This window comes from Pseudoalteromonas sp. J010, from assembly GCF_003934235.1.
Classification (GTDB): Bacteria; Pseudomonadota; Gammaproteobacteria; order Enterobacterales; family Alteromonadaceae; genus Pseudoalteromonas; species Pseudoalteromonas peptidolytica.
In genome coordinates this window covers 260,095-275,046 of sequence record NZ_RDBW01000001.1, presented here as the reverse complement: position 1 = coordinate 275,046, position 14,952 = coordinate 260,095, and the positions used below count along the sequence as shown (strand labels likewise).

Sequence of the window (14,952 nt, the reverse complement as noted above, 5' to 3'; positions counted from 1 at the left end):
CTTCATTGAACTTTCGCTGGTTTTTCATAAAATTGTCAATGTTTCATGAATTTTGGCGCGACAATAGAAGACAATTCCTTTTCTTTACAGTAAAGTTAGCCATTTCATAGATCACAATCTCTTGTGTTATTGGCATTGCTCTAGTCTATTTTGATGGGAGAGTGTTAGTACACCTTTTGATGTTAGGTAGTATTGATGGGTCCAAAGCGTTGCGCCGTTGCCTCTGAAGAAAGCTTAATGCGTATATTTACAGTGCCTGAGGCACCTGATTCAACTTTGAGCAGAATCGAGCAAGAAATCTCGAGTAACTTGGCTGGTTTTTTGAATGAAAACATAGCTGCAATCGAGAAGCCACTTCATGAAGTTGAAAAAGACTTTCAGTCCGCACAGATCCCTGAAGTGCCAATGTTTGTCTCCGATTATGCTCAAGATATTATGGAGCAGCTAGTTGCGCATTCTGTGCATACAGCAGCGCCTAGTTTTATCGGGCACATGACCTCCGCGTTACCACACTTTGTGCTGCCACTGTCCAAGTTAATGGTAGGGCTGAATCAAAACTTGGTAAAAATAGAAACTTCAAAAGCATTTACGCCACTTGAGCGCCAAGTACTTGGGATGGTTCACCATCTTGTCTATGGCAATAACGATACTTTCTACAATAAATGGATGCACAGTGCCAAAACCTCCTTAGGTGCCTTTTGCTCAGGAGGCACTATTGCAAATATCACTGCGCTTTGGATTGCACGCAACCGCTTATTAAAAGCGGACGGTGATTTTAAGGGGATTGGCGCATCCGGTATAGTTGCCGCGATGCTGCACTATGGCTACAAAGGATTAGCCGTACTAGTGTCTGAGCGTGGTCATTATTCATTAGGGAAAGCGGCTGATGTGCTAGGTATTGGGCGCGATAACTTCGTTTCCATCAAAACATCAGCTGATAACAAAGTTGATGTCAGTGCGATGCGACAAAAAGCACATGAATTGGAATCCCAAGGCATTAAAGTATTAGCGCTTGTCGGGGTCGCTGGCACAACAGAAACCGGTAATATTGACCCGCTAGAGGATATGGCAGATTTAGCTGAAGAGCTAGGTTGCCACTTTCATGTGGACGCCGCATGGGGAGGGGCAACATTACTTTCTAATAATTATCGTCACCTTCTCAAAGGGGTGGAGCGTGCTGACTCGATCACCATTGATGCGCATAAGCAGATGTACGTGCCTATGGGGGCTGGGATGGTGATTTTTAAAGACCCCGCAGCATCTGATGCGATTGAACATCATGCTGAATATATATTGCGAAAAGGCTCAAAAGACTTAGGAAGTCATACGTTAGAGGGGAGCCGGCCCGGTATGGCGATGCTTGTGCACGCATGTTTACGAGTGATTGGCCGTCAAGGTTATGAAATGCTCATTGACAAAGGCATTGAAAAAGCACGCTATTTTGCTGAATTGATCAAACAGACACCTGATTTTGAGCTCATCTCAGAACCAGAGCTTTGCTTGCTTACTTACCGATATGTTCCGGAAGCAATTAAATTGGCAATAGAGCAAGCGGATGAGCAAGAGAAGATAGACATTTATGCAGCCTTAAACAGATTCACTGCAAGTATGCAAAAGCGGCAACGTGAAGCCGGGCGCTCGTTCGTATCACGGACACGTTTGACTCCAGAGCAATATGAGCGTCAACCTACGGTTGTATTTAGGGTGGTATTAGCGAACCCGCTAACCTCTGAAGCCATGTTGACCGATATTATGGAAGAGCAGCGACAATTAGCTAAAACGGATCCGGTTTTCAAAAAGTACCTCGCGAAATATATTAATACCAATTTGACTTAATACTTGCTCAATTTGAAGGAGTAAATCTGACGCTAACAGCGTTAAAAATTTCTTATTTAGAACAACTAAATAGCAAAATTTTTGCCTTGTTATCAACAAGATTTTCTCACCTCAAAATAGACCACTTAATTAAGAAAATTGGTATAATTAACTTGAGGTTTGGATAGGGAATAGGCTAACAAATTGTTTTAAAGTTACGCTAAATTACTTCGCTATCTAATCAACACCTTTCGGCGACAGAATTGCGCTTGCGACCTGTGATTAGCATAGTAACTATACTCGGCTGGCAACGTGAATTTACATACTGGTAGTTATTCAGAGTCAATTCAACACGGTTTACGCTTAAACATCTCTTTTAAAAGTATATAACTATCAAGGTATTAGGTTGAATAGTCTGAACTTAAATTCTATGACCGACCAAAAAATATGGCTTACCCGAGCACACTGAAGGTGATTGGGTTGTATTACCACCAAGTTACTACAATTTGATTGGCTATTTGACTTGATTGGTATTAATCTAACTAAAAAGAGTCTACTCTTCGTATTATGTTGAAGAACTTTAGCAATGTAACCCAACGCCTCAGACGACTTAGCTCACAGGAGTTAGATGTATCTGGCACTTTTCAGAGCTTTCTGCTCGATTTACTTGATGAAGGTAAGCAGACCTTGAAGGTCACTCGTGTGTCAGTATGGTTGTTTGATGACCTTGATAAGCCTTCAGAGTTAATCAATGTTGCTAATACTGATTGGTCTGGTAAAACACTTCCAGAACAGCTTCCAACACTTCAATATGAAGACTTTGCAGCTTATTTTACAGCGATTAACAGTGGTCGCTCTATTGATGCGAATGATGCAACAACAGATCCAAGAACCTGCGAATTTCACGATATTTATTTAGTCCCTCACAACATAAAAACGATGCTGGATACCGTTATTTTTAAAAATGGAATACCTCATGGTGTAGTGTGTTGTGAAGGGGATAAGATCCGTACCTGGCACAAAGATGAAATTGCATTTGCAGAAATGATTGCAGATTGCTGTAGCCGCCGCTTGCTAGTTAAAGCGCTATGGCAACTGCAATCACAACTAACAGAGCTGGCATTTAAAGACCCACTCACGGGGCTGAGCAATCGACGCTTTTTGATGGATAGTGCAAAGCGAGAAATGAGCCGTCACGCCCGCTTTGAGCACCCTTTTAGTCTGATGATGCTGGATATTGATCATTTTAAAAAGATAAATGACAACTATGGTCATGAAACAGGGGATTTAGTATTAAAACATTTTGCTGAAATTTGTGTTAACACGCTAAGACTAGAAGATTGTATGTGTCGCTTAGGCGGTGAAGAGTTTGTGGTACTATTGCCAAACACATCGATAAACTCAGCAATGATTATCGCTGAACGCCTAAGAAATGAAATAGAGCAAGCCCGAATAGCGACGCCAGCAGGAGAGATTAGCGTTACCTCAAGTTTTGGTGTTGCACAAGTCAATACCAGCTTACCGTTTAGCCATGCGCTGAAAGCAGCTGATCATGCCGTGTATCAAGCCAAAGCGGAAGGCCGAAATTGCGTGGTTCCAGTATAATAATCCCTGCTCTTTTTTGGTACTTATTTTAAACATGTCGACTAGGTGATTCCTGCGTTAAAGTTTTTATCCAATCTGTTTTTGCTTAGTCGCCCTGTTAATAGCATACGATTATGTAAATCTTGCACAAAATTTTCTTACCTCAAAATAGACCACTTAATTAAGATAATTGGTATTAAACTGAGTTTACCTTGCCCAATATTTGTGCTTAAGTTATAAAAGGTTACGATTTTGTGTATAGCGGAGTGGGGAATCTGTGTTTGTTAAAACGGTGATATACGTAGATAGCGTTGAAGAAGTGCTAGACTTTTACTATCAAGCGTTTGGTCTGAGCACTTGTGACATGACCGATGATGGCGACTACGGCGAATTAGACACAGGTGAAGTTAAATTAGCATTTGCAAGCCACCCTTTAGCACAGTCTCAATTCAAACAAGACTACATTCGTTGTCACCCAAAGCAACCCGCACTGGGCTTTGAAATTACCTTAAGCTGCGCTAATGTACCTGAATGCTATGACAAAGCTGTGGAGGCTGGTGCAGAGCCATTAAGTGCTCCAAGCCAAAAAGGGAGTGTGACACAAGCTTATGTTAGAGCAATAGAAGGGACGCTGGTCGCTCTGGTATCAAAAATATCTACCAATGAGTAATACTAATTAATCCTAATACAGACTCAATTTGAAGGAGTAAATCTGAGTTTACCTGCGTTAACAATCTATTATTTAGAAATAATAACCTGATAGAGATGGTAACTTGTTCTCTAGCAGCTGTTATCGACAAGATGCTCTCGTCTCAAATCAAAACAGCAAGCTAAATTAAGCGAATTGGTATAAAAAGCGTGGTGTAAATTGACGAGGCGCATATCAAACTAGTACCAATACCAATTTGCCTTATTACTTGCTCAATTTGAGGAAGTAAACCTGACGCTAACCGCGTTAAAAATTTTTTATTTAGAACAACTAAATAGCAAAATTTTTGCCTGGTTATCGACAAAATTTTCTCGCCTCAAAATAGACCACTTAATTAAGCAAATTGGTATAATGCGCCCATGGCTATAGCTGCGTGAATCGTTATTTTATTCAATATCAACTAATAAGCGTGCAAGACCAACAGGTTCAATTTCAATACAGACATTGTCATCATTCCAGTTAAGGCCAACCAAAGCATCGTCTTCTTTTAAATCTAGCACCCATTCGTCTAGGAAACTTTCAATATCTATGCTCATTGGTGAAAATTCGCTCCACTCATCACGGCACTGTGCCTGCGCTTTTTCTTCACTATCCCACAAAAGCAATACATCGGTTTCGTCGAACTGGTTAGAGTCAACTACAACCATGCCACCATCGCTTGAGCTGAGTGCCCAAACACTTTCAGTATTTTTTACTTGTCCAATAAAATCACTGACTTCTGAGCCAATTTCTTCTTCATTCATTATCGTCGTTCTCAATTTCGTGGATCTGTTTTCTGGGCAATAGGCTGATGTTGTAAGCGGTCATGAAAAGCCACTAGATTATCATAATCACTCAGGTCGATAAGCTCTCTAAAGAGAACCCAGTCAAGTAGGCAGTATAAACTTATTTGCAGATAATCACAGTGTAAAAACGTATCGCTTGTACATGCTTCGTTTAATGTGTGAAGTGTGTGACCAATTCGTTCACGTTGCAGATTAAAAAATAGCTTATCTTGTTCAATATCGAAGCCGGAGCGTTTGCTAAGTAACAATTCAATCAGTGAGTCACTGCACGCATTGATTAGTATTAGCCAGTTCTCTTGATCCCAGCTAGGCACTGGAAGCTGGTACTTTTCACGTAGATAACGGATGATAAGATTGGAGTCGCAGACAAGTTGTGTATCGTCTAGTAGAAATGGTATTTTTCTGGCTGGGTTGTACTGTACTAACTCGTTGTGACCTTCTGGCGAAAAAATATCTATATGATGATAGCTTAATTCTATTTGCTTAGTCGCCGCCCACATTCTGATCCGACGGGCGTAAGGGCTGGTATTTGAGCCTATGAGTTTCATGCCATTATTCCTTAAACTGACGTTCTGTTGCTATTGCAACAAGCGGTGTGAGGAATAATGGCGAAACTCATATGATTTCGCAAGTGAATTAGTCGTTACGACTGGTCACTTCTAATAAGTGATATCCAAACTGGGTTTGCACAGGGCCTTGTACCTGGTTAATTGGCGCTGAAAAAACGACCTTGTCAAACTCAGGTACCATCATGCCGGGGCCAAACTCTCCCAACGCACCACCATCTTGACCTGAAGGGCAGTTGGAGTACTGTTTAGCGATTTCTGCAAAATCCTCCCCTGCGGCGATTCGTTCTTTTAGCTCCAAGCATTGCGCTTCACTATCGACTAGGATATGCCTTGCACTAGCGATTGCCATAATTTCTCCAATGATTAATTGTTATTCATACTTTATTCTAATCTAGGCAGATAGAAAAATCAGCTTATCTTGGTAATAGTTTTTCAATTTCGCTGGTAAGTTCTTCAGACATTGGCTTGGTGCGGCTATTAAAACGCTTGATAGTTTTACGGTCAGCTGAAACCAAATACTTGTAAAAGTTCCAGTTTGGTGAGCTAGTAACTTCATTCAAATGCTCAAATAGTGGGTTTGCATCTGAACCTCTAACCGCCGTGGTGGCAAACATATCAAAGGTTACACCATAATTAATAAAGCACACCTTTGCGGTTTCTTTCTCATCGTCTTCTTCTTGAAAAAAGTCATCAGATGGAAACCCAAGCACAACTAACCCTTGATCTTTGTACTTTTGATGAAGCTTTTCTAGCCCTTCAAATTGGCCAGTGTAGCCGCAGTTACTCGCTGTATTTACGATAAGCAGTGGTTTGTCTTTAAACTGGCAAAAATTAATAGATTCATCGGAACGTAGTTTGCGCATTTCAACATTGGTGAAATCGTCGCAGCTTGGCGACTGTGCATTTGCAGCGCCACTTAATAATAAGCTAAGCGCTAGGCTCAGCGTGGAAATACTTTTTAGCATCAACACTTTCCTTTTAACGAAATTATCTCTTATCATACGGACACATCCATTTAAATGATCAGCTAAATGAATATACGACTTGCTAACTCACAAGATCTCAGTGTTATTGTCGACATTTACAACGAGACAATTCCAAGTCGCCAAGTAACAGCTGATACAGAGCCTGTCAGCATAGCACAAAAACAAGACTGGTTTGATGCACATACTAAATGTCGACCAATTTACGTTGTTGAGTTAGATAATACAGTGGTTGCTTGGCTGAGCTTTAGCAACTTTTACGGCCGTCCTGCGTATGCTGGTACCGCAGAAATAAGTATTTATCTGGCAAAGTCCGAGCAAGGAAAGGGGCTTGGCAGCCAATTAATGATGTTTGCTGAAGCGCAGGCACTAAAGCTTAATATCACTACTTTATTAGGGTTTATTTTTTCTCATAATGCGCCTAGCATTCGCTTGTTCGAAAAACATGGCTTCCAAAAGTGGGGAGAGTTACCCCATATTGCGGAGATGGACGGAACTCAATATAGCTTAACTATATTAGGCAAATCTTTACGATAATCTTTTAGGTGTTTGTCTCTGTTGATTTTTGATGGCGGCTAAATCGCCGCTATTTTTTAGCGTCTCGCTATTCTTCAACTAAACTAAAATTCAGGTTTTTTGTTGAAGGATCAGGGTATGACGAGTCAGGTACTGATTATTGACAGCAGCAGTGTTCAAGCAATGCGAGTCAAGGTGTTGTTTGAGTTACTCGGTGGTGACGTTGAGCATGTTCATTATCGCAGTCTTGAAGCTGACCTAGACCTAGATAGGTTTGATGTTGTGGTGGTTGCACATGGTGTTCCTGCAAGTAAATTATCTCCAATTCAACAGCTTAGACATCATGACAAGCTCGTTTTGCTAGCACCAAAACCCGATAATGCAGAGCACTTGAAGTCATTTAGTGAAATAAATCGCGCGTTACCAAATGGCATTGTGATCTATCCGTTTTTTGCCAATAAAGATATTACCGGGTTATTGGAGCGCTTGCTTGAGGTCGGTGCAACCAATTCTCTGGTTTTGCCGAAAGTCTTGTTGGTTGACCACCATACCCCCCGTTTGGAGATGCTTGCAAATAGTCTTCGAGGCGCTCAGCTTGCAGTGATAACTGCAACTACCTTGCCCGAAGCACTACATGTTGCAGAGCAGCATCCAGTCGATTTATTGATCTGTGACTTTAATTTAGAAAAAGACACAGGTCTTGATGTATTTAATAAAGTGCGCCAAGTGCACCATAATTGCCGTTGCTTACTGATGACGTCTCGTGTCAATCAGGTAGATATGTTAGAAGCTGTGCGACAGGGGGTTGAGGATGTGCTTATCAAACCGTTCGATGAAAGCGATCTGTTGCAAAGCTTACACAAACTTTGGCAAACAGAGCTGCTGAGGCGCCATAATCAAGAACTAGTGGAGCGGTTGCAGGACACCGTAGATGCGCTTATCGAAAGAGACAGTTTGTTACGAGTTATTTATAAGCACACGCCTGATCCTATCATGCTGTTTAATCGCCAAGGGCACATTATTGAAGCGAATGACTCGTGCTGTGAGTTATTTGAACTCACTGTAGAGGAGCTACAACCTCTATCTATTTTTGAATTATTTGATGAAGTGTCAGTTTTACAATTGCGTGACCTAATGAAGCATATCGGGATGCTGAAACATTTTGACTGTGAGCTAAGCCTTCCTAAAGTTGGAGAGCGCAGCATTCCACTTATGGGTACTTTTAACGAGATAGATCATCACGGTGAAATGGCCTTTGCGGTCATTTTTAAAAATGTGTCTAAGTTCAAAGAGCAGCAAGAAATGTTAGAAGAGACCAAAGAGCTGTTAGAGTTTGAGGTACAGGCGAGAACCTCACAATTGCAAAAAGCGAAGGAAGCGGCTGAGGCAGCTAACTTATCGAAGTCAGAATTTTTAGCTAATATGTCTCATGAACTTCGTACGCCGATGCACTCGATATTAAGTTTTGCGCGATTTGGGCTAGATAAGTTGATGAGCCCAGAGGTACCCATCGATAAATTAAAAAAATACTTGTCACGTATTGAAACCAGCGGAGAGCGCTTGTTAGTGCTGCTTAATAATCTATTAGATTTATCAAAACTAGACGCTGGTCGTTTTCCTTTTAATCCCAGTTTTCATAACTTAGTAAACATTATTCAAAGTGGTATTGAAGATGTTTCAGGGACTGCGCTTGAGAGGCGCATTAAGATCCGCTTTGAGAAGCCAACTCGAGGAGTCATGACATTCTGTGATCCAGAGCAAATAAATCAAGTGATAAGAAACTTGCTAGGTAATGCTTTGAAATTTAGCCCCGAAGGAAGTGAAGTGAGTATTGTGCTTAGCTGCGAAGGGCAGGATATTCATATCAAAATTATCGATCAGGGAGTTGGGATCCCAGAAGATGAACTGGAGCAGATTTTTGCTAAATTTGTTCAAAGCAGTAAAACCGATAGTGGTGCGGGAGGTACTGGTTTAGGGCTTGCTATTTGCAAAGAGTTCATCTTGCTGCATAAAGGGCAAGTTTATGCACAGAATAACCCTGATGGCGGCGCCAGTATTCACGTAAGCTTACCACTGGTTGAGCATACTGAAGACGTTATCTAGTGTAATGGCTCTAGCTGGCAAGCTTCACGGTATCGGTCTATAACTAAGAAGACTATGTTTTTATACTTATGGTATTGAGTATGTGCCCTATTTAAAGTCAGAAATAGTGCATTAACAAATACAGACTTCGTTATTTGCCTGTTGATAAATGGTTAGCATGTGAATGGCGTGTCTTTCAACTGGGTTAAGTTATAGAGGTAATGGTGATAACTAGGTTCAAGTTGGATTGGGTGAGTCTGATGAGTACTTAATACCGTCATATACCAGTAAAGGATAGCACCTATGGCGTTACAAAGAATCTTGGCGGTGGATGACGAGCCGTTTAATTTAGAAATCATTGAAGAAATTCTTGAAGATTTAGATTTTGAGCTTAAAACGGTTGAGAGTGGAAAGGCGTGTCTTGGCGTTGTTGAGGAGTTTGATCCTCAGGTTATTTTACTGGACGTGAGCATGCCGAAGATGAATGGCTATGAGGTGTGTAAAGCAATAAAAGCCAACCCGAACACCCAGCACATAATCGTCATGTTTGTCTCTGCAAGAGGATCAGTTGAAGAGCGTATGGAAGGGTATTCAGTAGGTGCCGAGGATTATATTGTTAAACCATTTGGGCAAGGGGAATTAAAAGCCAAGTTACAACATTTAAGTCAGATGCTCAAAGAAAAAGATCTGCTCGCACAGCAGGTTGAAGACGCTACTTCTACCGCGTTTAGCGCCATGGCAAATAGTAGCGAGATGGGTCAAATCGTCAATTATATTGAGCAAATAGGGGAAATTGACTCGATCCCAAGGCTTGCTGCTGCACTGTGCCAATGTTTGAAAGGACTAGGGCTAAATTGCAATGTAGAGGTAAGGCTTGAAGGGCAAAAACATCATTTTGCAACAACCGGAATATGTTCACCTATCGTGATTGAATTATTTGAAATTCTTCATACCAAGGGAAGATTACATGAATTCACAAATCGTATTTTGGTAAATTACCCTTGGCTGAGTATCTTGATTTTGAATATGCCCAGTGACGACCAAGAAAAACATGGCCGCTTACGAGATCATATCTGTTTTATAGCCAGTGTTACTGAGCAGCAGCTTCTTGCGATACTTACGAAAAGAAAACTAACACGGCAACGAGAAGACTTAGAAGCGGCAATCACAATGGTGCAGGGCAAGTTCAAAAGTATGATTTCGCTACTGGATAAAAATCGTCAAGAAAATGAAAAAGTGTTTAGAGTGCTACAAGAGCTGTTCGAAGAGCGGATCCCTACAATGGGGCTAGACGAGGATCAGGAGCAGTTTATATATCAAAATGTAGATAAAGCAATTCAAAGCTCTGTTGCCCGAGAAGCCAGCGTTCATGAAGTGAGAGCTGCCTTTCATGATATTGAAGAAGACTTAAAAGTACTCTCGCGTCGGGCTGAGCGATAAGAGAAGGACGTAAATTGCGAAGCGGAGCTTAGGTTACGCATCACGTGGCAGTCCTTTTTCTATGATACGGATTAATCTTTCATTTTTACGTGTAGATTGAGCACATTTGTCCCTTTGTTGTTGCAGTGCCCAATCTATATGCTCGATCACCAGCGCGGTGGTGCTTTGACGCTTGTCTTCTAATGCTCGAACTATTTCCTCGTTATACGGAGCATTACCAAGGCCTACGGCTAAATTGCGTAGCCATCGCTCGTGTCCAATTCGACGTATTGGGCTGCCTTCTGTATTTTTTAAAAATGTTTCTTCACTCCAAGCAAACAATGTCAATAGATCTTTATCTTTAAGGTGCTGCCGAGGAAGAAAGTCGTCTTCTTGGGTTAGTTGCCCGTAGCGGTTCCAAGGGCAAACCAATTGGCAGTCGTCGCAGCCATAAACTCGGTTGCCTATTTTTGCACGAAATTGCTCAGGAATAGCCCCTTGTAGCTCTATCGTTAGGTATGAAATACAACGTCTAGCATCGACAACATAAGGAGCGACAATAGCACCGGTTGGACATAGAGTCAGACAAGCTGTACATCGACCACATCCTTCATCTTCATGAGGTTTGTCGATTGGCAGTGGAATATCAACAAAAAGCTCACCAAGAAAAAACCAAGAGCCTGCTTGCTTATTGATGACTAAGCTATTTTTCCCTTGCCAGCCCAACCCCGCTTTTTGTGCTATTTGACGCTCTAGAACAGGTGCTGAATCGACAAATGGCCGAAAGCCTAGAGACCCAACTTGCTGCTCTATCATTTTACCAAGCTGTTTTAGTTTATTACGCATCACTTTATGATAGTCTCTACCTAGTGCATAGCGTGAAATATAAGCCGTTGTTTTATTTCCCAATGCCTTGGCAAAACTGGCATCGGGAGGGAGGTAATTCATTTTTACTGAAATAATACGTTGTGTTCCTGGAACCAGCTCCTGAGGGCGAGCTCGTTTCATTCCATGTGCAGCCATATAAGCCATTTCACCATGGTAGCCGGCATCCAACCAACGTTGTAATTGCGCCTCGTGCTGGCTCAGATCAATGTCTGTGATACCCACTTCTGCAAAGCCAAGTGCTTGGCCCCATTGCTTAATTTGTTCGGCAAGTTCACTATAATTAATGTTATTGGTTGTCACAGGAAGAAATAATGGCTAATGAATACTCGGATAATTTACCACAAGTTGCCTACACATCCCAGCAAGTACAGCAATACGAAGGTCAAGCCGCTAAATTATCTGGTACTAACTTAACCACGCTGATGCGTCGTGCAGGTCATGCCGCATTTTCTTATGTGAATGACACAATGTCATCCCATGAAAAGGTGCTCGTTATCACTGGTAAGGGAAATAATGCTGGTGACGGTTTTATAGTTGCGCAGCTGTGTCGGGAGGCTGGTATTGCCGTAACTGTACTGACATTGTTTGAACCTAAACGCTTAGCTGGAGATGCTCAGCAGGCATACCGTCAATACCATGGGAAGTTGGTGTCTACATATAGTGAAATAGACCTGAGCCAATTTACGACCGTGGTCGATGCTGTATTTGGAACTGGATTTCGCGGTGAGCTACCGGAGCATGTACGTACTTGCTTTGACTGCATTAATAATCTCCCTGTTAGGAAAGTAGCACTCGACGTGCCTAGCGGTGTAAATGCAACAACTGGAGAAGTTGCGCCATCGGCACTGATGGCATCTACAACGGTTACTTTTATCGCCCTCAAACAAGGTTTGTTAAGTGGCACAGCTAAACGTTTTGTGGGTAATTTATTACTCGCAGGTCTGGGTGTTGATAAAGCATTTAATTCACAGGTTACAGCAACATCGAATTTCTTAAATCATCAAACTTTGATGGCAACAAGGCCGCAAAGAGCACTTGATAGTTATAAAAATTCACATGGCCATGTGTTAGTGATAGGTGGTAATCATGGCATGGCTGGAGCGGTTCGGTTAGCCGCAGAAGCCGCATTGAGAGCCGGAGCTGGGTTAGTTTCGGTGGCAACACACCCAGATAATACCGCCGCGGTGCTATATGGTCGTTATGAATTGATGGTGCATGCCGTGGCAACGGCTGAAGCATTATTACCGCTGCTTAACAAGGCAAGTGTGGTGGTACTAGGCCCAGGGCTTGGACAAGATCTGTGGGCGCAAAGTTTATTTCGAAAAGTAATACACACCAAATTACCATTAGTGCTCGATGCTGATGGCCTAAATTTGCTAGCTAAAGAGCCTGTTGCAAGGTCAAACTGGGTATTAACGCCTCATCTTGGCGAAGCAAGGCGGTTATTGAAAAATGTAAATGCAAAAGTAGATGAAGCTGATAGATTTGCAGTGGTATCAAATATTAGCAAGCAATACCAAGCAACTACTGTGTTAAAAGGGCCTGGTAGCCTAGTGGCACAACAGCAAAGCATAAATATCAACCGTTCAGGCTGCGCCGCAATGGCAAGTGCTGGGATGGGGGATGTATTATCTGGTATTATAGGCGGCTTATTAGCGCAAGGAATGGAAGCATTTGCGGCCACAAACCTGGCCGTGTATATTCATGGTTTAGCTGCTGAACAGGCCGCTGATGATGGTGCAAAAGGTATGCTAGCCGAGGATTTATTCGAACATATTCGAGGTATTTTAGGGTGACAACAGGACATATTAAATTCGATTTGGCTGATGAGCCAGCAACAGTTGCGATGGGTAATAAAATTGCCCAAGTTGTCCGCCAAGGTGCCGTGTTGTTTTTACATGGTGATTTGGGTGCAGGAAAAACCACACTTACCCGTGGAATAGTGCAAAGCCTTGGTCATTCAGGTAAGGTAAAAAGTCCTACCTATACCTTGGTTGAACCTTATGAATTAGAAGATGTCTCAATATATCATTTTGATTTGTATCGACTAGGTTCTCCAGAAGAGCTGGAATATATGGGGATCCGCGACTACTTCGCAAACCATGCTATTTGTGTTGTTGAATGGCCAGAAAAAGGGGAAGGATTCATACCTAGCCCTGATATCGACATTACGATGCAATACGCAGGTGAAGGTCGTCAGGCGATTCTTCAGGCGAAGTCTAGTCGTGGTGAGACGTTACTAAAACAATTACAAGACTATGCGTAATCATCTCAACAGTAAGTATTTTTTTATTTTTTTGTGCATGCTGGTTATAAGCATGCACAGCGTTGCTCAAAATGCTATTGAGAGTGTACGTGTGTGGCCTTCGCCAGAAAGTACTCGTATTGTCTTCGATATGAGTAAAAAGCCGGATTACAGCTACTTTGTGTTAAAAAATCCCTTACGCTTGGTGATTGATCTCGAAGGCACTAAACAGAAAAAAAACTTCCCAAATATTGCCGATGAGCATCGGGTGATTAACAAAATTCGCCATAGTAAACCTAAAAACAGTCAATCAGCGAGAATTGTGGTTGAATTAAGTCGCAGTGCCACTCCAAAGGTATTTGCACTCGCACCAACAGGGCCATATAAAAACCGTCTGGTGGTAGATTTATATGGCAAACAAACAAGTGCCTATAGCGATAACAAAACAGCTGCTCCGCGAAAAACGCTAGTGCAAGATAGAGATATTGTGATTGCCATTGATGCAGGCCATGGGGGGGAAGACCCCGGCTCAATTGGGCCATCAGGTATTTATGAAAAGCTCGTGACTTTACAAATTGCAAAACGTTTAGCGAGATTAATTGACAGCCAACCGGGCATGAGTGCGAAACTCATTCGTACAGGAGACTACTACTTAAAGTTAAATACCCGAACGGCAAGAGCAAGAGAGAGAAARGCCGACTTTTTTGTTTCCATTCATGCTGATGCTTTTACCAGTCCACAACCAAGTGGGGCATCGGTATGGGTACTGTCGCTACGAAGAGCTAACTCTGAAATCGGTAAATGGTTGGAAGATAAAGAAAAGCACTCTCAACTTTTAGGAGGAGCCGCGGATCTAATCAAAGATACAGCAAATGAGAAATACCTTGCCAAAGCGCTGCTTGATATGTCGATGGAGCACTCGATGAAAACCGGATTTCAGGTTGCTGAAGAAGTTGTGAAGGAGCTAAAAAAGGTCGCAAAAATGCATAAAAGCCGCCCTCAAGCTGCAAACTTTGGCGTGCTAAAGTCCCCTGATATTCCGTCGATTTTAGTGGAAACCGGGTTTATCTCGAATCCAAGAGAGGAAAAGTTATTAACTTCACCTCATTATCAAGAACGCCTAGCCCGCGCTATTTTTAGTTCTATCAAGGGGTATTATGAGAAAAACCCACCTGATAACTCGCTGTTTGCTCGTATGCAGTCTAACAAGCCGGTAACCCATAAGGTAAAAAGTGGTGAATCTCTGAGTGTGTTAGCCAGCCGTTATGGCATAACAGTCAGAGCTCTTAAAAAAGCAAACAACTTAAAAAACAATACCTTGTTTATCGGCCAAGTATTAACTATCCCAAAAGTGTAA

The 14,952-nt window shown here is 42.1% G+C and carries 14 protein-coding genes; 9 read left to right on the top strand and 5 right to left on the bottom strand.

The window, feature by feature from the left end; genetic code table 11:
• Positions 1-195: 195 nt before the first annotated feature.
• From panP to EAG18_RS01250, 3 genes are all read left to right on the top strand, one after another.
• Positions 196-1,836: a pyridoxal-dependent aspartate 1-decarboxylase PanP gene (gene panP / locus EAG18_RS01260; protein WP_125250604.1), complete on the top strand. Its 1,641-nt coding sequence runs from the start codon at positions 196-198 to the stop codon at positions 1,834-1,836.
• Between the two features lie 546 nt (positions 1,837-2,382).
• Positions 2,383-3,420, top strand: a complete 1,038-nt coding sequence (locus EAG18_RS01255; RefSeq protein ID WP_125250603.1) for a sensor domain-containing diguanylate cyclase — start codon at positions 2,383-2,385, stop codon at positions 3,418-3,420.
• A 256-nt stretch (positions 3,421-3,676) separates the two neighbouring features.
• Positions 3,677-4,069, top strand: a complete 393-nt coding sequence (locus EAG18_RS01250) for a VOC family protein (protein WP_125250602.1) — start codon at positions 3,677-3,679, stop codon at positions 4,067-4,069.
• A 425-nt stretch (positions 4,070-4,494) separates the two neighbouring features.
• Here EAG18_RS01250 and EAG18_RS01240 read toward each other — a convergent pair whose 3' ends face one another.
• The 4 genes from EAG18_RS01240 to EAG18_RS01225 all read right to left on the bottom strand — a co-directional run bounded on the left by EAG18_RS01240 (position 4,495) and on the right by EAG18_RS01225 (position 6,427).
• Complete coding sequence (locus EAG18_RS01240) at positions 4,495-4,851, bottom strand: DUF2750 domain-containing protein (protein ID WP_170178637.1); 357 nt, start codon at positions 4,849-4,851, stop codon at positions 4,495-4,497.
• 11 nt (positions 4,852-4,862) lie between these two features.
• Complete coding sequence (locus EAG18_RS01235) at positions 4,863-5,441, bottom strand: glutathione S-transferase family protein (protein WP_125250600.1); 579 nt, start codon at positions 5,439-5,441, stop codon at positions 4,863-4,865.
• An 88-nt stretch (positions 5,442-5,529) separates the two neighbouring features.
• Positions 5,530-5,811, bottom strand: a complete 282-nt coding sequence (locus tag EAG18_RS01230; protein ID WP_125250599.1) for a peptidylprolyl isomerase — start codon at positions 5,809-5,811, stop codon at positions 5,530-5,532.
• A gap of 64 nt (positions 5,812-5,875) precedes the next feature.
• Complete coding sequence (locus EAG18_RS01225) at positions 5,876-6,427, bottom strand: glutathione peroxidase (protein ID WP_125250598.1); 552 nt, start codon at positions 6,425-6,427, stop codon at positions 5,876-5,878.
• Positions 6,428-6,493: 66 nt separating this feature from the next.
• Between EAG18_RS01225 and EAG18_RS01220 the strand changes: the two genes are divergently transcribed.
• The 3 genes from EAG18_RS01220 to EAG18_RS01210 all read left to right on the top strand — a co-directional run bounded on the left by EAG18_RS01220 (position 6,494) and on the right by EAG18_RS01210 (position 10,483).
• Positions 6,494-6,982: a GNAT family N-acetyltransferase gene (locus EAG18_RS01220; protein ID WP_125250597.1), complete on the top strand. Its 489-nt coding sequence runs from the start codon at positions 6,494-6,496 to the stop codon at positions 6,980-6,982.
• Positions 6,983-7,099: 117 nt separating this feature from the next.
• Positions 7,100-9,064 carry an ATP-binding protein gene (locus EAG18_RS01215; protein WP_125250596.1) on the top strand — a complete coding sequence of 655 codons (1,965 nt, stop codon included), beginning with the start codon at positions 7,100-7,102 and terminating at the stop codon, positions 9,062-9,064.
• Positions 9,065-9,346: 282 nt separating this feature from the next.
• Positions 9,347-10,483: a response regulator gene (locus EAG18_RS01210; protein ID WP_125250595.1), complete on the top strand. Its 1,137-nt coding sequence runs from the start codon at positions 9,347-9,349 to the stop codon at positions 10,481-10,483.
• 33 nt (positions 10,484-10,516) lie between these two features.
• Here EAG18_RS01210 and queG read toward each other — a convergent pair whose 3' ends face one another.
• Complete coding sequence (queG, locus tag EAG18_RS01205; RefSeq protein WP_125250594.1) at positions 10,517-11,650, bottom strand: tRNA epoxyqueuosine(34) reductase QueG; 1,134 nt, start codon at positions 11,648-11,650, stop codon at positions 10,517-10,519.
• Positions 11,651-11,661: 11 nt separating this feature from the next.
• On the opposite strand from queG, the gene EAG18_RS01200 reads away from it, so the two are divergent.
• Genes EAG18_RS01200 through EAG18_RS01190 form a run of 3 tightly spaced genes read left to right on the top strand, consistent with a single transcriptional unit; the run spans position 11,662 to position 14,952 of the window.
• Positions 11,662-13,146: an NAD(P)H-hydrate dehydratase gene (locus EAG18_RS01200; protein ID WP_125250593.1), complete on the top strand. Its 1,485-nt coding sequence runs from the start codon at positions 11,662-11,664 to the stop codon at positions 13,144-13,146.
• Positions 13,143-13,616 carry a tRNA (adenosine(37)-N6)-threonylcarbamoyltransferase complex ATPase subunit type 1 TsaE gene (tsaE, locus tag EAG18_RS01195; protein ID WP_125250592.1) on the top strand — a complete coding sequence of 158 codons (474 nt, stop codon included), beginning with the start codon at positions 13,143-13,145 and terminating at the stop codon, positions 13,614-13,616. The genes EAG18_RS01200 and tsaE overlap by 4 nt, the downstream gene beginning before the upstream one ends.
• A complete protein-coding gene (locus tag EAG18_RS01190; protein WP_125250591.1) occupies positions 13,609-14,952 on the top strand; it encodes an N-acetylmuramoyl-L-alanine amidase in 1,344 nt (447 codons plus the stop codon). The genes tsaE and EAG18_RS01190 overlap by 8 nt, the downstream gene beginning before the upstream one ends.